The organism is Streptomyces sp. NPDC054883 (assembly GCF_053610645.1).
In genome coordinates this window covers 10215-30832 of the sequence record NZ_JBSGYT010000068.1, presented here as the reverse complement: position 1 = coordinate 30832, position 20618 = coordinate 10215, and the positions used below count along the sequence as shown (strand labels likewise).

Sequence of the window (20618 nt, the reverse complement as noted above, 5' to 3'; positions counted from 1 at the left end):
CCCTCCCTCTTCCGTGCACCCGCTGGTCGGGCGGGGTGCGGGTCAGCCGCCCCAGGAGCTGTCGGTGGGGTTCTTGCCCCGTTCCGTGCCCGGGTTGGTGGTGCCGCGCACGATCACGACGCGCGGGGCGGGGGCGTGCACCTCCGCCGTGGCGGCCGGGGCGTCCGGGCCGGTGTCGGCCGAAGCCGCGCCGGCCGGCCCGAGCAGGGCGGCGGCCGTGACGGTGACGGCGAGAAGGTAGCGCTTCAGCATTGGGTTCCCCCCAGGAAGGTGGTCTGGTGGTGACGCGGTCCGCCTCGTGGGGGAACCGCGCCGGTCGTTGTCCTGCGGAACCAACTCTGCCGTCTCGCAAGACCGGTCCGGTTGCACTAGAGCGTTCATCAAGCTGCCTGGCGTTAAGGTGAGGGGCGGCAAAACATCATGGAACCGGATGAACCTCCCAGTGGTTCGATTCAGTGGCTCGATGCCGGGACGGGCACCGGAACCGCGCTCGCGGCCCGCTCCGCTCCGGGCCCGGCCGGAACCGGTATGTCCAGTTGGCGCCACACCCGTAGCACCAGCGGCGCCAGCGTGACGCCCAGGTAGACCGCCCCGGTCGCCATCAGCGACCAGGTCAGCCCCCAGTGGTCCAGCAGCACCCCCGCACCGAGCATGCCGAGCGGGGTGGCCGCCAGGGCGCAGGCGACGAGCAGCCCGAACACCCGCCCGCGCACGTCCTGCGGAACCCGCTGGTACGCCACCGACATCATCAGCGGCCCCACCACGCCCGACCCGATCCCGGAGACGGCCAGCAGCACCAGCAGCGCCGCGGGCGCCGGCTCGGCCGCCAGGGCGGCGCACCGCACCGCACCCACCAGCACGAAGGCGGCCACGAACAGGGCCCGGCGCGGGGCACGGTGGCCGATCCAGCCGAAGAGGGCCGCGCCGAGCAGCGCGCCCGCCCCGATCGCCGTGACCATCGCCCCGAACAGCGAGCTGCTGTGCAGCACGCGCGTGCCGTACGCCGGGTAGAGCACCCCGTTCAGTGCTCCGTCGAGCGCGTTGGTGACCAGCAGGACGGTCGTCATGGCCCGCAGCAGCCGGTCGCCGCGCAACCGCGTCCAGCCCGTGCGCAGGTCCCGTACGTACGAGGCCGCCCCCGGGCCCGCGGTGCCGGTCGCGGCCGCCGCCGGCACCAGCAGGGCCACGAGCAGCGCGCAGAGCAGCATCGCCGCCACGTCCGCGCACAGGGTGCGTACCGGTCCGGCGGTGGCGATGAGCAGCCCCGCCAGCGGGGCACCGGTCATCATGCCGATCCGGCGGGCTCCCTCCACCGCGCTGGTGGCCCGCTCCGCCGGGACCCGGGCGCTCTCCATCGCCCCGGTCAGCAGGAGCTGCTTGCCGGTGTCGGCGGGGCCGCGCGCCGCGCCCACGACGAACACCAGGCAGATCAGGGCGGGCAGCGGCAGCGCGTCGCGGGCGTGCAGCAGCGGAACCAGGGCCAGGGCAGCGGCCGTCAGCACGTCGGCGCCGGTACTGACGGCCCGCGCGGGCAGCCGGTCCACGACGGGGCCGGCGAGCACGGCCGAGCACAGCAGCCCCAGCATCTCCGCCGCGGCCACCAGGCCGGTGCGGGCGCCGCTGCCGGTGCTGTGCAGGACGAACCAGGGCACGGCGATCAGGGTCATCGCGATGCCGAGGGAGGAGACGCCGGAGACGGCCACCAGGGTGAGCAGGGGCAGCAGCCGCCGCGGCGGCTGCGCGGACCCGGCCGGGGGCACGGGTGGCGTGGGCGGGTTCATGGCGGTTCTTCGGTCCTTCCTTCGCGCGCCGCGGCGCCCGGCCCCCCGGGTGGCGGGGGCCGGGCGCCGCGGTGTCCGCCGGTCGGCGGATCAGTGGGACAACGGATCGGTGGATCGGTCGATCGGTTCGGCGCCGGTCAGCCGGCCGCGGCCAGGCGCACGCTGCGCGGGCGCATGTCGGTCCACACCCGGTCGATGTGCGCCAGGCACTCGTCCTTGCTGCCCTGGAAGCCCTGGCCGTGCCAGCCGAGCGGGACGGGCCGGTCGGCGCCCCAGAGGGAGTACTGCTCCTCGTCGTTGGCCACCACGAGGAACTGCTGGGTCGTCGAGTCGTTCATGGCTGTTTCTCCTTGTGTGCGGGGTCGGTGTGCCGGTGGGTGTACTGGTGTGGGGTCAGGCGGGCAGGGCCGCGCCGATGGCCCGCGCCACCGCGGCGGCGTGCGGGGGGTCCATCACGGTGTGGTGGTTGCCCGGGACCACGGCGTGGCGCAGGGCGCCGCCGGTGCGCAGGGCCCAGGGCTGCGGGTCCACCAGCGGGGTGGCGAGTTCGCCGTGCACCTCGGCCACCGTCCACAGGTGGACGGCCGCCGCCAGGACGGCTTCGGTGCGGTACGCCGCCGATGCGGCGCCGTTGGCCTCCGCGACCCGCAGCAGGCGCCGCAGTGCCTCCGGGGCCGAACCGCGGGGGAGGCTGCCGTCCTCGCGGCCGCGCCGGACCAGCGCGTCGAGGAGGGCGTCCTCGCCCAGTCCGCGCGCTTCGCCCGCGTCGAGGCCGGCGGCGATCCCGTACCGGAGCAGGTCCGGATCTCCCGCGGTGGCGTCCGCCCGGGGCACCGGACCGGGAGCTGCCGTGTCGACGAGGCCGAGGAAGGCCACCGTCTCCCCGGCAGCCTCGAGGCGGGCCGCCATCTCGAAGGCGACCGTACCGCCGAAGGACCAGCCGGCCAGCAGGTAAGGGCCGTTGGGCAGCTCTTCCCGCACGGCGGCGAGGTAGCGCTCGGCCATCTGCTCCACCCGCTCCAGCGGTGCGTCCGCGGTGTTGTAGCCGACGGACTCCAGTCCAAGGACCCGCCGGTCGCCGGCCGGCGCCGCGGCCAGGCCGAGCACCAGGTCCCGGTAGCAGACGACGTCACCGCCGCGCGGGTGGACCAGGATCAGCGGCGGCCGCGCCGGGTCCCCCTCGGCGAGCGGGACCAGCAGCCGGGCGGCCGCCGCCCCCGCCTCCGGGAGCGCCTCGCAGAGCAGTTCCACGGTGCGCCGGCGGAACACCAGGTTCAGCGGCAGCTCCACTCCGAACTCCCGCTGTACGGCGCCCATCAGCCGGAACGCCTTGAGGGAGTGGCCGCCCAGGTCGAAGAAGTCGTCACGGACACCGATCGGCGCCACCCCGAGGACCTCCTCCCACAGCCGGGCCATCCGCACTTCCGCCGCGTCGCGCGGCGCCACCCGCGGCGCCCGGCCGGGCAGGTCCGCCGCCACCGACGGGGCGGGCAGGGCCCGCCGGTCGAGCTTGCCGTTGGGGGTGAGCGGCAGCCGCTCCAGCGCGCTCAGCACCCGCGGGACCATGTACTCGGGCAGGTCCTCGCGCAGGAAGTCGCCCAGCGCCCGCAGATCGCCTTCGGCGTCCCGCCAGGTCACGTATCCGGCGAGGACCGCGTCGGCGCCTTCGCCGTGCACCGCCACGGCCGCCGCCAGCACCCGCGGGTGGCGGGCGAGCGCGGCCTCGATCTCACCGAGCTCGATGCGGTGGCCGCGCACCTTGACCTGGCCGTCGGCCCGGCCCCGGTACTCCAGGGCGCCGTCCGGGAGCCGGCGTACCAAGTCCCCCGTGCGGTACAGCCGGCCGCCCGGTGCGTACGGGTCGGGGACGAAGCGGTCGGCGGTCAGCCCGGGCCGGCCGTGGTAGCCGCGGGCCACCCCGTCACCTGCGATGAACAGCTCGCCGAACACGCCGACCGGAACCGGCCGCATCCGCTCGTCCAGCACGTACAGCCGGGTGTTGGCGAGCGCCGAGCCGATCGGTACCGGCCCCTCGTCCGCCGGGCCCGACAGCTGCTGGGCGGTGGACCAGACGGTCGTCTCGGTGGGCCCGTACACGTTCCACACGGTGCCCAGCGCCGCGCGCATCCGCTCGGCGAGGGCCGCCGGCAGCGCTTCGCCGCCGCACAGGGCCCGTACGCCGGGGGCGGCCCAGCCCGTCTCCATCAGCTGGTGCCAGGTGGCCGGGGTGGCCTGCACCACGGTGGCGGCGCACGCGTGCAGTTCCCTGGCCAGCAGGACTCCGTCGCGCGCCGTCTCCCGGTCCACGACCCGCACGGCGGCGCCGGTGGTGAGCGGCACCAGCAGCTCCAGGACGGCGATGTCGAAGGAGGCGGTGGTGACCGCCGCCACCGTGTCCGCCGGGGCGAGGGCCAGCCGGCGCGTCATGTCCCGGGTGAAGTTCGCCAGGGCCCGGTGCGGCACCATGACGCCCTTGGGGCGGCCGGTCGAGCCCGAGGTGTAGATGGCGTAGGCGAGGTGCTCCGGGTGGAGCGCCACCGGCGCGGCCGGGCCGGCCGGGCCGTCGGCCGCGAGCAGCGCTTCCAGGTCGACCAGCTGCACCCCGTCGGGCGCCCGCAGCCCGGCGGCGGCGTCGCCGGAGACCACCAGCACCCGCGCCCCGCTGTCCGAGAGCATGTACTCGACCCGGTCGGCCGGGTACTCCGGGTCCACCGGCACGTACAGCCCGCCCGAGCGCAGTACGCCCAGCAGCGCCGCCGGCAGCAGCACCGAGCGTTCCACACAGACCGCGACCGCGCTGTCCGGGCCGATCCCGAGCCGGGCCAGTTCCCCGGCCAGCCGCCCGGCGGCCCGCCACAGCCCGGCGTAGTCCAGGCTCCGCAGGCCGTCCTCGACCGCGACCGCGGCGGGAGTGCGCGCGGCCTGCTCGCCCACGAGTTCGTGCAGCGGCCGGTCCGCGCCCGCCTCGGCGGTGTCGTTCCAGCCGTGCAGGACCCGCTGCTCCTCGGCCGCGCCGAGCAGGGCCAGCGAGCCGACCGGTGCGTCCGGCGCGTCCGCCGCGGCGGCGAGCAGTTCCAGCAGGGCGGCCGTCATCCGGGCGATGGTCTCCCGGTCGTACAGGTCGGTGGCGAACACCGCCTCCCCGTGCAGCTGCCCGTCCTCCTCGGAGAAGTACAGGGACAGGTCGAACTTCGAGGCGCCGCTCGCCAGGGCGACCGGCTCGGCCGCCAGACCCGGCAGCGCCGGCGGGGCCGCGGCCTCTTCGTTCAGCACCAGCATCACCTGGAAGAGGGGGTTGCGGCTGAGGTCGCGCTGCGGGTGGACCTCCTCCACCAGCCGCTCGAAGGGAACGTCCTGATGGGCGTACGCCCCCAGGCAGGTCTCCCGGGCCCGGCCGATCAGCGTCGCGAATCCGGGATCCCCGGACAGGTCGGTGCGCAGGACCAGGCTGTTCACGAAGAAGCCGACGAGCGGCTCCAGTTCGCTGCGGTCGCGGCCCGCGATGGGCGAGCCCACCGCCACGTCCGGGGATCCCGACCAGCGGGCGAGCAGTGCCTGGAAGCCGGCCAGCAGCACCATGAAGAGGGTCGCGTCGTGTTGCCGGCCCAGCGCGCGCAGCCGCTCCAGCAGCGGTGCGGGCACGGTGAAGGGCAGCTGGTCGCCGCGTCCGGAGGGGGTGGCCGGCCGCACCCGGTCGGTGGGCAGGTCCAGCGGGGCCAGCCCGGCCAGCCGCCCGCGCCAGTAGCCGAGCTGTTGCGCCAGCAGGTCGCCGGTCAGCCGCTGCCGCTGCCAGGCGGCGAACGCGCCGTAGGAGACGGCCAGTTCCGGGAGCGGCTCGGCGCCGTCATCGGTCCGCGCCCGGTAGGCGGCGAAGAACTCCTGCCAGAACACCGCGACCGACCAGCCGTCGAAGGCGATGTGGTGGACGACGATCACCAGCAGGTGCTCCCGCTCGGCGAGCCGGACGAGCCGGGCCCGCAGCAGCGGTGCGGCGGCCAGATCGAAGGGCCGGGCGGCGTCGGCCGCGGCCAGTTCGAGCGCGCGCTCCGTGGCCGTCCGCGCCGGGTCCGGCCCGGCCGCCGGGGCGGAATCCGACGTGGTCAGGTCGGTGAACTCGGGGGAGAACACCTCCACCGGCTCCACGACGAGCCGGGCCTCCTCCACTTCGCCCCCGCCGGCCTCGATCCGCGAGCGCAGCACCTCCTGGCGGGCGACGACGTCCCGCAGCGCCCCCAGGGCCGCGGCGGTGTCGAGCGTTCCGCTCAGCCGCATCGCCCCCGGCATGTTGTAGTCGGGCCGGCCGGGCTGCAGCCGGTCCAGGAGCCACAGCCGCTGCTGGCCGAACGAGAGCGGGCCGGGTCCGGCGGGCGGCGCCGGGATCGCGGGCCCGCCGCTGTCCGCGACGCCGGCCAGGGCCCGCGCCAGATCCCCGGCGACGGGGTGGCGGAACAGCAGCTGTACGGGGATCTCCAGACCCAGCAGCGTCCGCAGCCGGGAGATGACCCGGGTGGCCCGCAGGGAGTGGCCGCCGCGTTCGAAGAAGTGGTCGCGCAGGCCCACCGGGCCGTCGCCGAGCACCTCCTGCCACACCTCGGCGACCGTCCGCTCCAGCGCGGTGCGCGGGGCGAGGTAGGCCCGGGCCGGCCCGCCCGCGCCGGGCTCCGGCGCGGGCAGCGCCCGGCGGTCGACCTTCCCGTTGGGCGTGAGCGGAAGGGCGTCGAGCGCGACGACCACCGAGGGCACCAGCGCGGCCGGCAGCACCTCGCGCACGGCGTCGAGCACGGCCGCCGGTTCACCGGCCGTTCCCGACTCGAACACCACGTACGCCACGAGCGCCTGGTCCGCGCCCTCGCCGTGGGCGGCGGCCACGGCGCGGGCCACGTCCGGGTGGCGCAGTACGGCCGCCTCCACCTCGCCCAGCTCGATCCGGTGGCCCCGGACCTTGACCTGGTTGTCACGGCGGCCGTGGAACTCCAGCACCCCGTCGGCGCGCAGCCGAGCCAGGTCCCCCGTCCGGTACATGCGGGCGCCGGGCGGACCGTAGGGGTCCGGCAGGTAGGCCTCGGCGGTGCGGCCGGGGTCGCCCAGGTAGCCGCGGGCGACTCCGCGGCCGGCGATGAACAGTTCGCCGACCGCCCCGCGCGGCAGCGGTTCGAGGTGCTCGCCGAGGACGAGCACGCGGGCCCCGGGCAGCGGGCGGCCGATGGGGATGCGGCCGCTGTCGATGTCGGCGTCCGTCACGACGTGGTAGGTGGTGGTGTTGGTGCACTCGGTCGGGCCGTACTGGTTGACCAGCCGCAGCCGTCCGGCCGGACCCAGCGCGCGGGCCGCGCGGGCCAGCCCGGCGGTGAGCGCCTCGCCCGTGGTCATCACCAGCCGCAGCTCGGGGCAGGGCCCCGGGACGGCCTCGACCAGCGGGGCCAGCATCGAGGGCACGATCGACAGCAGCGCCGAGACCCGCTCGGTGCGCAGCAGCCGGGCGAGGGCGTCCGGGTCCGCGGCCTCGTCCTGCGAGGCCAGTACGACGCGCCCGCCGGTGGTCAGCGGGGCGAAGATGTCACGCACCGACGGGTCGAAGGTGAGCGCGGTGCGGGCGAGCACCGTGTCCCCGGCGCCGATCCCGAAGGTGGCGGTGAGCGTCGCCAGGTAGCCGGTGATCGCGGCGTGCGGGACGGCGACGCCCTTGGGCCTGCCGGTGGATCCGGAGGTGTACAGCAGATAGGCCAGGTGGTCCGGACCGGCGAGGGCGGGCAGGTCCGCCGCGTCCGGGTCGTCCGTGCCGGCCGTCGTCGGCGGGACCTCGGCCAGCTCCAGTACGGGTACGGAGTCCGGCAGCGGGGGCGTCGCCCCGTCGGGCAGTCCGCCGGTCAGGACCAGGCGGGCCCCGCTGTCCTCCAGTACCGTACGGATCCGCTCGGCCGGGTGCCCCGGGTCGAGCGGGACGTAGGCGCCGCCCGCCTTGAGCACGGCCAGCACGGCGACGACCGTGCGGGTGTCGCGGCCGGTCATCACCGCGACCGTGGTCTCCGGGCCGATGCCCAGGTGCCGCAACCGGCGGGCCAGCCGGTTGGCCGCCGCGTTCAGACCGGCGTAACTGGTGGAGCGTCCCGCGCAGGTCACCGCGGTCGCGGCGGGGCGCAGCCGGGCCTGCTCCTCCACCAGGGAGTGCAGGGTCGCCGACGGGGCGGTGGCCTGCGGGGCGGCGGGGGAGTCCTCGCCGAGCAGGGCCGCCCGCTCGCCCACCGACAGCACTTCGAGCCGGGACAGCGGCGCGTCCGGCCGGTCGGCGGCCGAGCGCAGCAGGCGCAGGTAGTGGGCGCCGAACCGCTCGGCGGTGCCGCGGTCGAAGAGGTCGGTGGCGTAGCTCAGGGTGCCCGTCAGGCCGCCGGGGTGCTCGGTCATGGCCAGGCTGAGGTCGAACTTGGCGGTTCCGTTGCCGGTTTCGACGGTCTCCACCCGTACCCCGTCCAGCGGCAGCGCGTCCGGCTGCTCCGGGTGGAGCTGGAAGAGCACGTCGAACAGCGGGTTGCGGCTGAGGTCGCGCTCCGGCCGGAGTTCCTCCACCAGCCGGTCGAAGGGGACGTCCTGGTGCTCGTACGCCTGGAGCGCGGTCTCCCGGACCCGGCCCAGCAGCGTGCCGAAGGCGGGATCGCCCGACAGGTCGGTGCGCAGGACCAGGGTGTTGACGAAGAAGCCGATCAGCGGCTCCAGTTCGGTGCGGTCGCGGCCCGCGATGGGGGAGCCGACCGCGATGTCGTACTGCCCCGTGTAGCGGGCCAGCAGCGACTGGAAGCCGGCCAGCAGCACCATGAACAGGGTGGCTCCGCGCTCGCGGGCCACGCCGCCCAGGCGGGCGGCGAGTTCGGCCGGCACCTCGAAGGAAACGGTGTCGCCGGCCCCGGAGCGGGCGGCGGGGCGCGGCCGGTCGGTGGGCAGTTCCAGCGGCGCGAGCCCGGCCAGCCGGGCGCGCCAGTGGGCGATACCGCGGTCGGCCGCGCCGTCGGCGAGGCGCTGCTGCTGCCAGTGCGCGAAGTCCCCGTACTGGACCGGCAGGGCGGGCAGGGCGGGCCGTCCGCCGGCGCGCAGCGCCGCGTAGCAGTGCGCGAGCTCCTGCCACAGCACCGGCATCGACCAGCCGTCGCCGACGGTGTGGTGCAGGACCAGCACGAGCAGGTGCTCGTCGGCGGCCGTCCGTACCAGCCGGGCCCGCAGCAGCGGAGCGGCCGTCAGGTCGAAGGGAGCGGCGGCGTCCGCGTGCGCCAGACCCAGTGCCCGCGAACGGGCCTGGTCCAGGGGCAGTTCGCCGAGATCGCTGAGCAGCGGGACGAAGACCCCGGGCGGCTCGACGGCCTGTACGGGTCCCCGGGGCGTGTCGGTGATCCGCGAGCGCAGCACCTCGTGCCGGGTGACGACGGTGCACAGGGCCTCCAGCAGGGCCGCGGCGTCGAGGCCGCCGTGCAGCCGGGTGACGACGGGGATGTTGTAGTCGGGCCGGCCCGGCTGCAACTGGTCGAGGAACCAGAGGCGTTGCTGGGCGAACGACAACGGCGCCGGGTCACCCGCGGGGCGCGGTGCGATCACTTCGGCGGCGTCCGCCGCTCCGGGCCGCGCGGGTTCGCCGCGCAGCAGGTCCAGGGCCGCGGCGAACCCTTCGAGCACCGGGTTCTCGAACAGCAGCCGCAGCGGGACGGTGCCGCCGAGCCGGCCGCCGAGCCGGGACACCACCCGGGTGGCACGCAGGGAGTGGCCGCCCAGGCCGAAGAAGTCGTCCTGCCGTCCGATGCGGTCGCGGCCGAGCACCTCGCCCCAGACCTCGGCGACGAGCTCCTCGGTGGCGGAGGCGGGAGCGGTGAAACCGGCCCGCGGCACGTCCGGTTCGGGCGGCGCGGGCAGGGCCCGGCGGTCCAGTTTCCCGTTCGGGGTCACCGGCAGCGCCTCCAGCGGCACGATCCCCGCCGGGAGCATGTAGGCGGGCAGTCGGGCGGCCAGGGCGCGGTGCAGTTCCTCGGGATCGGCGCACGCGCCCGGCGCGGCCACCGCGTACGCGATGAGCTGCTGCTCGCCGGAGGCGTCCGCACGGACGACGACCGCGGCCCCGCCGATCTGCGGGCAGCGCAGCAGCTCGGCCTCGATCTCGCCGGGTTCGATGCGGAACCCGCGGATCTTCACCTGCTGGTCGGCGCGCCCCAGGTAGTCGACGGTGCCGTCCGGACGGCGCCTGGCCAGGTCGCCGGTACGGTACATGCGGGCGCCGGGCGGCCCGTACGGGTCGACGGCGAACTGGCGGGCGGTCAGCCCGGGCCGGCCCAGGTAGCCGCGGGCCAGGCCGGTGCCGCCGATGCACAGTTCACCGACCGCGCCCTCGGGTACCGGGCGGCCCTGCCCGTCGAGCACGTACAGCCGGGTGTCGTCGAGCGGCGTGCCGATCGGGACGCGCCCGTCGACTCCCTGGCCCGCACGGGCGTCCAGGGTGTGCCGGGTGGCGAAGGTGGTGGTCTCGGTGGGGCCGTAGGCGTTGGTCAGCAGGGTGCCGGGGGCCGCCGTCAGGGCCCGGCGGAACGCCTCGGGCGAGGCCGCCTCGCCACCGGTCCACACCTCGCGGACCTCGGTGAGGAGCTCCACGCACTCCTCGACCACCAGGTTGAACAGGGCGGCGGTCAGCCACAGGGTGGTGATCCCGTGCTCCCGGACGAGCTCCGCGAGCGCGGCCGTGTCGATCCGGCCGGGCGGGGCCATGACCACGGTGCCTCCGGCCAGCAGCGGCACCCACAGCTCGTACGTCGAGGCGTCGAAGGACAGGGGGGAGTGGGCGAGCACCCGGCGGTGCGCCGGACCGAAGGAGGCGTCCCGGGCGAGCGCGGCCACGTTGGCGTGGGTGACGGCGATGCCCTTGGGCTCACCGGTCGAGCCCGAGGTGTACATGACGTAGGCCAGCTGGTCCGGGACGCAGGGCGTAACCCGCACCGCGGCCGGTTCCGGCCGCGCCGCCGTCACGTCGAGCACCCGTACCCCGGCCGGCGCGGTGGCAACGGCCTCGTGGCCGGCCGTGACCGGATCGGCGAGCAGCAGCCGGGCGCCGGTCCGCTCCAGCATCCAGTGCAGCCGCTCGACGGGGAAGTCCGCGTTGAGGGGGACGTACGCGCCGCCCGCCTTCAGGACGGCGAGCATGGCCACCGGCACCTGGAGGGAGCGCTCCAGGAGCAGCGCCACCGCCGATTCGCGGACCACTCCCGCCTCGCCCAGCCGGGCGGCCAACGCGTCGGAGCGGGCGTCGAGTTCGGCGTACGTGAGCCGCTCCGCGCCGCACACGACGGCCACGGCGCCCGGGGAGGTGCGCACCCGCTCGGCGAACAGCTCCGGCAGGGTCGCCGGGGCGAGGTCGGTGCGCACGGCGCCGTGCCCCGTACCGACCAGCCGCTCGGCGGTGGCGGCGGGCAGCAGCTCGCCGAGGGGGCGGCCGGGTTCGGCGGCGGCCGCGGCGAGCAGTTCCAGGTAGTGGGCGAGCAGCAGTTCGGCCGTGGCCCGGTCGAACAGGTCGGTGTCGAAGACGAAGGAGCCGGTGCAGCCGTCGGCGCCCTCGGCCACGAACACGCTGATGTCGAAGAGGGAGCCGCCGAAGTCGGCGGTCACGGCCTCTGCGGACACCCCCGGCAGGCGGAGCCCGGCCGTCTCGTCCTGGGCCGACGCGAACATCACCTGCACCAGCGGGTTGCGGTCGCCGACCCGCTCGGGGCTCAGCCGCTCCACCACCCGGTCGAAGGGCACTTCCTGGTGGTCGTACGCGTCGAGGGTGACGCGGCGCACCCGGTCCAGCAGCCCGTCGAAGCCGATCTCGCCCGACAGGTCGGTGCGCAGCACCAGGGTGTTGACGAAGAAGCCGATCAGCGGCTCCAGCTCGACCCGGTCGCGCCCCGCGACCGGGGTGCCCACCGCGACGTCGGTGCTGCCGCCGTACCTGGAAAGGACGGCCTGGAAGCCGGCGAGCAGCGTCATGAACAGCGTGACGCCGCGGCCCTCGGCGAGCCGGCGCAGCCGCTGCGTCAACGACGGGTCGAGGGCGAACGGGAGGCTCTGCCCGTCGCCGCTGCGCCGGGTGGGGCGCGGCCGGTCGGTGGGCAGCTCCAACGGTTCGAGACCGGCGAGGGAGCGCTCCCAGAACCGCAACTGGCCGTCCATCAGACCGTGTTCGAAACGCTCGCGCTGGAAGCGGGCGTACGCCTGGTAGTCCAGCGGCAGGGCCGGTGCGGACAGCGGCCCGCCCTGGGCCAGGGCGGTGTACCCGTCGGCCAGCTCCTGCCACAGCAGTCCCATGGACCAGCCGTCGGTGGCGATGTGGTGGACCACGAGCACCAGCAGGTGGTCCTCGGCGCCCAGCCGGATCAGCAGCGCGCGCAGCAGCGGGCCGCCGGCCAGGTCGAAGGGCTTGCGGACCTCCTCGCGGGCCAGCTCCCGGGCCCGCAGCTCCAGCTCCTCCAGCGGACCCGCACCGAGGTCGAGCACCGCCAGCGGCACGGCGTCGGGCGCCGGCCGCACGACGGGGTGCGGCAGCCCGTCGCGCTCCTCGAAGACGGTGCGCAGCGTGGCGTGGCGTTCCACCACGGCCGTCAGGGCCCGCCGCAGCAGGTCCGGGCGCAGCGTGCCGCGCATCCGGACCACCTGTGGGATCGCGTACCCGGAGCGGCCGTCGGCCATCCGGTCCGCGAGCCACATCCGCTCCTGGGCGAACGAGGCGACGGGTTCACGGGCCGGCGCACCGCTCCCGGCCGCCCCCGCGGCGGTCCCGCCGGCCGTGGGCCCCTGGGCGGCCGACGGGTCCGCCAGCGCGGCCTGGGCCCGGCGCCGCAGCAGCTCACGGGCTGCGGCGAGCCGGCTGTCGACTGCCGCCGGCACTGCCGCCGGCGAGCTCTCCTGGGTGGTCACGAGGTCTCTCCCTGGGATACGAGTGAAAGCGCTGCGTCGTCCGCCGTGGCGGCGATGTCGGCGAAGAGGGCCGTTTCGACCGCCGTGGCGAGGCCCGCGACGGTCCGGTGTTCGAAGAGGGTGTGCAGGGGCAGTTCCAGGCCGAGTGCCTGGCGCAGCCGGGCCGCGACCCGGGTCGCGCTCAGCGAATGGCCGCCGAGCGCGAAGAAGTCGTCGTGGCGTCCGATGTCCGTGCGGTCCAGGACCGCCCCCCAGACGAGCGCGACGAACTCCTCGGTCTCCCCGGCGGGCGGTTCGTGCCCGCTCGCGGCGGCCCCGGACGCGGGCGCCGGCAGCGCCTTGCGGTCGAGCTTGCCGTTGGGGGTGACCGGCAGCCCGTCGAGGACCACCAACAGCGGCACCATGTACTCCGGCAGCGACCGCGCCAGTTCGGCGCGCATCCCCGCCGGGTCGAGCACCGCCCCGGCCGCCGGCACCACGTACCCGGCGAGCCTGCGCTCGCCCGGCACGTCCTCGCGGACCACCACCGCGGCGGCGCCCACCCCGGGCAGCCGGGCGAGCGAGGTCTCGATCTCGCCGAGTTCGATCCGGAAGCCGTGGATCTTCACCTGGTCGTCGGTACGGCCCAGGTACTCCACCGCGCCGTCACCGCGCCGCCGGACGATGTCGCCCGTGCGGTACATCCGCGAACCCGGCGGCCCGAAGGGGTCCAGCGGGAAGCGCTCCGCGGTCAGTTCCGGCCGCCGCAGGTAGCCGCGGGCCAGCCCGGCCCCGGCCAGGTACAGCTCGCCGGGCAGGCCCACCGGTACGGGGCGGCCCGCCGGGTCCAGGACGTACAGCGCGGTGTTCCAGATCGGCCTGCCGATCGGCACCGGCCCCCGGTCCGCCCGGCGGCAGTCCCAGTGGGTGACGTCGACCGCCGCCTCCGTGGGCCCGTACAGGTTGTGCAGCGGCACGTCCAGCACATCGAGGAACCGGTTCTTCAGTTCCTCGGGCAGCGCCTCGCCACTGCACACCACCCGGCGCAGGGACCGGCACCGGCCGGCCGCCGGTTCCTGCGCGAAGACCGCCAGCATCGACGGCACGAAGTGCACGGTGGTGACCGCCTCGCGCTGGATCAGCCCGGCCAGGTAGGCCGGGTCCTTGTGGCCGCCGGGTTCGGCGACCACCAGCACGGCGCCCGTCAGCAGGGGCCAGAAGAACTCCCACACCGACACGTCGAAGCCGAACGGGGTCTTCTGCAGCACCCGGTCGTCGGCGCCCAGTCCGTAGCGGTCCTGCATCCACAGCAGTCGGTTGACGATGGCCGCGTGCTCCACGACGACCGCCTTGGGCCGGCCCGTCGAACCGGAGGTGTAGATCACGTACGCCGGGTGCGAGGGCAGCGGCGGCTGCGCGGCGCACTCCCCGGCGCCGTCGTCGGCATCGGGGCGCAGCCGCGCCGTCCCGGGGGCCGCCGGCAGCAGAGGTTCCACGTCCTCGGTGGTGATCAGCAGCACCGGCCGGGCGTCCGACAGCAGGTACGCCACCCGGTCCGCCGGGAGGGTGGGGTCGACCGGCAGGTACGCCGCGCCCGACTTCAGTACGGCCAGCAGCGCGACCACCATCTCCGTCGAGCGGTGCAGCGCGACCGCCACGATCCGCTCCGGACCCGCCCCGCGGGCCCGCAGCGCCCCGGCGAGCCGCTCGGCGCGCGCGTCCAGTTCCGCGTACGACAGCCGCTCTCCGCGGAACACGGTCGCCGGGGCCTGCGGGGTGGCGGCCACCTGGCGCTCGAACAGCTCCACCAGCGTGGTGGCGGGCACCGGGACGGCCGTGCTGTTCCACTCCTCGATCAGCCGGTGCTGGTCGGCGGAGAGCAGGTCGATCTCCCCGACCGGGGTGCCCGGCTCGTCGGCCGCCGTGGCCAGCAGCCGCTCCAGCGCGTCCGCCACGCTGCGCGCGGCCCGCGCGTCCAGCACGTCGGGGCGGTGGTCCAGATGCAGGCGCAGCCGGTCGCCCGGCATGACGACGAGGTTGACGGTGTAGTGGGTGGCGTCCGAGCCGTCGACCCCCGTCAGGCGCAGACCGCCGGCCGGCTCCCGCATCGACTCCAGGTCGAGCGGGTAGTTCTCGACGACCACGGTGGTGTCGAACAGCGTGCCCAGCCCGGTGGCCCGCTGGATCTCGGCCAGCCCCAGGTGCTGGTGGTCCATCAGCCGGGCCTGCTCGTCCTGGAACCGGGCGAGCGCGGTGATCAGCGGCTCCGCCCGCTCCACCCTCATACGGACCGGCAGCGTGTTGATCAGCAGCCCGACCATCTCCTCGATGCCGTCGAGGTCGGCCGTGCGGCCCGAGACGGTACCGCCGAAGACCACGTCGTCGCGGCCGGTCAGCCGGGACAGCAGGACCGCCCAGGCGCCCTGCACGACGCTGTTGAGGGTGATGCCCGCCGACCGGGCCCGCGCGGTGAGGCGCTCGGTCAGCCCGCGCGACAGCTCCAGCGAGATCCGCTCGGGCAGCGCGTCGAGCCGGTGCGGGTCGGCGGCCCCCAGCAGGGTCGGCTCGTCGAGGCCGGCCAGGGCGGAGCCCCAGGCGGCCGCGGCCGCGTCCCGGTCCTGGCGGGCCAGCCAGTCGAGGTAGTCCCGGTAGGGGACGCCCGCGACGGCGGCGGCCGGCGCCGCACCGGTGGCCGCAGCGTAACCCGCGAGCAGTTCGCGCAGGAGGACCGCCGAGGACCAGCCGTCCCACAGGATGTGGTGGTTCGTCATCACCAGGCGGTGCCGGTCGGCGCCCAGCCGGACCAGGGTGAAGCGCACCAGCGGCGGCCGCTCCAGGTCGAAGCGGCGCCCCCGGTCGGCGGCCAGCAGCTCCGCCCACGCCCGCTCCCGCGCCGCCCCCTCCAGGCCGGACAGGTCGGCGCTCTCCCAGGGGGCCTCCACCGCATCGAGGACCACCTGCACGGGCCGGTCCAGGCCGCGGTCGGTGAAGGCGGCGCGCAGTGCGCTGTGGCGCGCCGGCAGCCCGCGGCAGGCCGAGGCCAGGGCCTGCGGGTCCAGGGCGCCGTCCAGGGTCAGTACGAGCTGCCCGGTGTAGGCGTCCACGCCGGCCGCGTCGTAGGAGGCGTGGAAGAACAGGCCCTCCTGGAGCGGGGAGAGGGGCGTGACGTCGGAAAGGGCGGGGTAGCGCCCGGCGAGCGCGTCCACCTCCGGCCGGGTCAGCCGCACCAGCGGGAAGTCGCGGGGCGCGCGGCGCGCGGCCGCGCCCGACGGCGGCGCCCAGCGGGCCAGCAGCCGCAGGGCCTCCTCCCACGCCCCGGCCAGGGCCTCGGCCTCGGAGCGTTCGACCAGCTCCCGCGGCCAGGTCAGGACGGCGCGGAAGGAGGGGCCCGCCGGGCCGTCCAGGGCGAGGGCGTCGATCTGCAGGCAGTGGTCGACGGGCATCCGCGGATCGCAGGCGGCGCGCAGCCCGCCCGCCTCGGCGGCCGGCCCCCAGGGGGTGTCGCCCGAGGCGTCGAACCGGCCCAGATAGTTGAACAGGACCCGCGGCTGCGCCGCCGCGGCCAGCTCCCGCGCGGTCTCCGGGTTCAGCCGGGCCAGCAGGCCGTAGCCGGTGCCGTGGTCCGGCACGGCCGCCAGCGTGTCGTGGACCCGCCCGACCAGTTCGGCGAGCGCGTCCCCGCCGGAGCGCGCCGCGGCCGGGTCGAGGCCGCGCAGGTCGAGCCGGACCGGGTACTGGGTGGTGAACCAGCCCACGGTGCGGGACAGATCGTGCCGGCCCGTGCGGTCGGCCCGGCCGTGGCCCTCCAGGTCGAGCAGCAGGGTTCCGGGCTCGGTGCCGCCGGAGACCAGGGGGTGCCGCGCCGCCAGGGCCAGGGCCGCGAGCAGGATCTCCGCCGGTCCGGTGCGCAGGGCCGCGGGCACCGCCGAGAGCAGCGGGGCGGCCACCTCCGCGGGCAGGTCCAGGGTGAGCGTCCGGGTGGCGCCGGCGGTGTCGCGTACCGGATCGGGCACCCGCTCCCACAGCGCGGGCCCGGCGGACCCGGACGCGTCGGCATCCCGGTCCGGGCCCAGGGCGGCCCGCCAGAAGGGGAGTTCGGCCAGGACCTCGGGGGAGTGGGCCTGCCGCCGGAGGTGCGCCGCCCAGTCGCGGAAGGAGGCGCCGCCCGGCGCCAGCCGTACCGGACGCTCCTCGGACACCGCCGACCAGGCCTCGGCGAGGTCGTCCATCAGGATCCGCCAGGACACGCCGTCCACCGCGAGGTGGTGCACGCACAGCAGCAGCCGCCCGGGCGCGCCGGCGCCGCCGAAGCGGACCGCGCGCAGCATCACGCCGGCGGCCGGGTCCAGTTCACCGGCCGCGGCGTCCGCCGCCCGCTCCGTCAGGGCGGTGCGGGCCGCGTCGTCCAGTCCGGTGGTGTCCACGCTGCCGTAGAGCCCGGCCGCATCCACCGTCCCCGGGGCGCCGACCGAGCAGAGCGTGCCCTCGGGGCCGTCGGCCGTGCGCAGCCGCAGGGCCGCGTGGTGGTCGACGACCGCCTGCAGGACCCGGACCAGTCGGGCGTCGTCCGCACCCTCGGGCAGGGCGAGCACGACGGACTGGCTGAAGCGGCCGTAGGGGCCGGTGCCGTCCAGCAGCCACCGCATGACGGGGGTCGCGGGCAGTTCGCCGTACTCCTCCTCACCGGCCGTCCCGTCCGGGTCGGCGGTCACGGGGTCACCGGCGGCGGCGAGTGCGGCCGCCGTCTTGTGCTCGAAGACCTCGCGCAGGGTGAAGGAGAACCCCCGCGCACGGGCCCGGCTGACCAGGCCGAGGGCGGCGATGCTGTCGCCGCCGAGCTCGAAGAAGTTGTCGTCGGGACCCGCCGGGCAGCCGAGGACGTCACCCATCAGTGCGCTCAGCGTCCGCTCGGCCCCGGTGTACGGACGCTGCGGCCCGGCCACCGCCGCGGGCGGTGCCTCCGCGGCGGCCGGAACGACGAGTGCCTTGCGGTCCACCTTGCCGCCGGGGGTCAGCGGCAGCCGGTCCAGCACCACGAAGGTGTGCGGAACCATGTAGCGGGGCACGGCCTCGGCCAAATGGGCGGCCAGCTCGGCAGGTTCGGCCACGGCCGCGCCGGAGGCCGGCGCGACGAAGGCGACCAGGCGCCGACCGCCGCCCGCCGCCTCGTGCACGCTGACCGAGGCCTGGCCCACCGAGGGGTGGCGGCCCAGCACGCTCTCGATCTCGCCCAGCTCGATGCGGTGGCCGTTCACCTTGACCTGCTGGTCCATGCGGCCGAGGAACTCCAACTGCCCCTGCTCCGTCCAGCGTACGAGGTCACCGGTCCGGTACATCCGGGCACCGGGCAGCGCGGCGAACGGGTCCGGTACGAACCGCTCGGCGGTCAACCCCGGGCGCCCCGCGTAGCCGTGGGCCAGGCCCGCGCCCGCCACGCACAGCTCGCCGGCCGCGCCGGGCGGCAACAGGCGCAGCTGCGGATCCACCACGTACGCCCGGTGGTTGACCATCGGCCGGCCGATCGGCGGGACCTGCCCGTTCGAGGGGGACACGCACCGGTGCATGGTGACGGACACCGCGGCCTCGGTCGGGCCGTAGGCGTTCCACACCTGGCGTCCGCCGTGCGCCCACCGGTCGACGGCGTCCCCGGAGGGCGCCTCGCCACCGGTGGACAGGAAACGGAGGGCGGGCAGGGCGGCCGGGTCGAGCAGGGGCAGCAGGGCGGGCGGCAGGTCGGCGACGGTGACCCGCTCCCCGGCCAGCAGCGCCTGGAGGCGGTCGACGTCCGTACGCTCCTCGTCGGTGGCGAGCACCAGGGCCGAGCCGCTCAGCAGCGCGCCGAAGACGTCGAGGACCGAGACGTCGAAGGAGAGCGACGCGAAGCCGAGGAACCGCTCGCCGGAGCCCCCGGCGGCCGCCGGGGCGACACCGCACAGGGCCAGGTGCCCGAGCACGAAGTCGGCCGCCGCGGCGTGCGGCACGAGGACGCCCTTCGGCTCGCCCGTACTGCCCGAGGTGTAGAGGAGGTACGCGGCGCTGCCGGGGGCGTGCGCGCCGCCAGGGCGGCGGGCCGCGGTGACCGGTCCGCGGGGCCGGTCACCCGTCGCCACCACGTCCTCCAGTTCCGCCGGCAGGCAGCCGGCGGCGCCCGGACCCGCGACGGCCGTACGGATGCCCGCGTCCCGGACGATGTACGCGATCCGCCGCCGCGGCAGGGCGGGGTCGAGCGGCACGTAGCAGCCGCCCGCCTTCAGGATGCCGAGGAGCGCCGCGACCATGGCGGGGGAGCGCTCCACGCTGACACCGACGGGCGTTCCCGGCGCGGTCAGCGGACGCAGCCGGTCCGCGATCTCCTCCGCCCACGCGTCCAGTTCGCCGTAGCTGAGCCGTTCGCCGGCGCAGACCACGGCGGCGGCGTCCGGGGTGCGCGCCGCCTGCTCCTCGAACAGCTCGTGCAGGCACCGGTCCTGCGCGGTCGCGGTACTGCCGCCGTCGCCGAGGACGGCCAGCCGCTCCTCGTCGGTGCGGGTCAGCAGCCCGAGCGAGTCGACGGGGGCCGACGGGTCGGCGGCGGCCAGGGCCGCCAGGAAGCGGACGAACCGCTCCTGGTGGGCCGCGAGCGCATCCGTCCCGCCCTCTGCCTCGTCGCCTTCGACCTGCACGGTGAGCGGGCTGTCCCCGCCGCGGTCGTAGATGTTGAGCGACACGTGGTCCACCGGGCCGACGGCCAGGTTGTGGGCGGTGGCGACCGCGCCGCCGAAGGAGAGCCCGTAGTCGAAGGACATCAGGTTGACCACGGCGTCCCAGGGCCGGGCCCCCGACCCGTCCGCGCCGCTGTACAGCTCCTCGACGCGGTAGCGCTGGTGCCGCAGCGCCTCCTTGATCCCCGCCGAGGTGCCGCGGACCAGCTCGCCCACGGACATCGCCCCGGTGACCCGCAGGCGCAGCGGCAGCACCTTGGAGAACATCCCGGGCGTACGGCGCGCGGCGGGCGTGGTGCGCCCGGTGACGGGCAGCCCGAGGACCACGTCCTCGGTGGCGCCGACGCGGTGCAGGTAGCCGGCGGCCGCCGCCATGACCAACGCCGACCAGCGGGTGCCGAGCCGCCGGGCGGCGTCCCGCAGGGCGGAGGCGTCCACGGGGTCGAGGTCGCGGCTCACCCGCACGGCCACCCCGGTCGGGCGGACCGGGGTGTGGCCCGTGAAGCTCACGGGTTCGGGGGCGCCGGCGAGCTTCGCCCGCCAGAACCCGGCGTCGCGCGCGTGCTCTTCGGAGCGGCGGTAGGCGTGCTCCTCCGCGACGATCTGCTCCCAGGGCGCCGCGTCGGAGGCCGGCACGGGGGCGTCGGCCACGAGGGCGCAGTAGATCTCGGCCGTCCGGCGGGCGAGGAGGGAGCCGCTCACTCCGTCGGCCACGATGTGGTGGTACGCCTGGAGCCAGCGGTGGGTCTGCGGACCCGTCCGTACGAGGAGCTGGCGCGTCACGTCGCCGGTCGCGAGGTCGATGGGCCGGGCCAGCTCGGCGCGCATCAGCGTCTCGGCCTCGGCGGCCGGGTGCGGGCGGCCGGCGACGTCGGCCGTGGCCAGCCGGAAGGCGGGCCGGTCGACGCGTATCTGCCGTACCTCGCCGTCCACTTCGGCGAACCGCATGCCGAGCGCCTCGGTCTCCGCCAGCGTCCGGCCCAGGGCCTGCTCGAAGAGCTCGACGTCCAGCGGCCCGTGGATCTCCAGGTACTCGCCGATGGTGTAGTCGCTGCGGGCGGGATCGAGCTGTTGCGCGAACCAGACGCCGGTCTGCGGCGAGGTCAGGGGCAGGAACCCGTGGTCGTGAGTGGCCATGCGGTGGTCAGTCTCCTCAGTCGGATCGGTCGATCAACGACGACGTGACGCCACTGTCCGTGACCGGTGCACTGACCTGAAAGTCCCACGTATACGCCCC

The 20618-nt window shown here is 75.9% G+C and carries 5 protein-coding genes; all 5 read right to left on the bottom strand.

Annotation, left to right across the window (positions count from 1 at the left end):
* Positions 1–42 precede the first annotated feature (42 nt).
* Positions 43–252: a hypothetical protein gene (locus tag ACWGH1_RS32790; protein ID WP_453357619.1), complete on the bottom strand. Its 210-nt coding sequence runs from the start codon at positions 250–252 to the stop codon at positions 43–45.
* Positions 253–452: 200 nt separating this feature from the next.
* Complete coding sequence (locus ACWGH1_RS32785; protein ID WP_453409263.1) at positions 453–1781, bottom strand: MFS transporter; 1329 nt, start codon at positions 1779–1781, stop codon at positions 453–455.
* Positions 1782–1918: 137 nt separating this feature from the next.
* On the bottom strand, positions 1919–2119 hold the full coding sequence (locus ACWGH1_RS32780; RefSeq protein WP_453357821.1) for an MbtH family protein: 201 nt from the start codon (positions 2117–2119) through the stop codon (positions 1919–1921).
* Between the two features lie 55 nt (positions 2120–2174).
* The gene (locus ACWGH1_RS32775) at positions 2175–12701 is read right to left on the bottom strand and encodes an amino acid adenylation domain-containing protein (RefSeq protein WP_453409262.1); all 10527 of its coding nucleotides are present in this window, start codon (positions 12699–12701) and stop codon (positions 2175–2177) included.
* Complete coding sequence (locus ACWGH1_RS32770) at positions 12698–20518, bottom strand: amino acid adenylation domain-containing protein (protein ID WP_453352969.1); 7821 nt, start codon at positions 20516–20518, stop codon at positions 12698–12700. The genes ACWGH1_RS32775 and ACWGH1_RS32770 overlap by 4 nt, the downstream gene beginning before the upstream one ends.
* Between the last annotated feature and the right edge of the window lie 100 nt (positions 20519–20618).

What these genes read in the sequence shown, in the direction of transcription:
- ACWGH1_RS32790 (WP_453357619.1), bottom strand. Translation starts at nt 252, where the DNA reads ATGCTGAAGCGCTACCTTCTCGCCGTCACCGTCACGGCCGCCGCCCTG.
- ACWGH1_RS32785 (WP_453409263.1), bottom strand. Translation starts at nt 1,781, where the DNA reads ATGAACCCGCCCACGCCACCCGTGCCCCCGGCCGGGTCCGCGCAGCCG.
- ACWGH1_RS32780 (WP_453357821.1), bottom strand. Translation starts at nt 2,119, where the DNA reads ATGAACGACTCGACGACCCAGCAGTTCCTCGTGGTGGCCAACGACGAG.
- ACWGH1_RS32770 (WP_453352969.1), bottom strand. Translation starts at nt 20,518, where the DNA reads ATGGCCACTCACGACCACGGGTTCCTGCCCCTGACCTCGCCGCAGACC.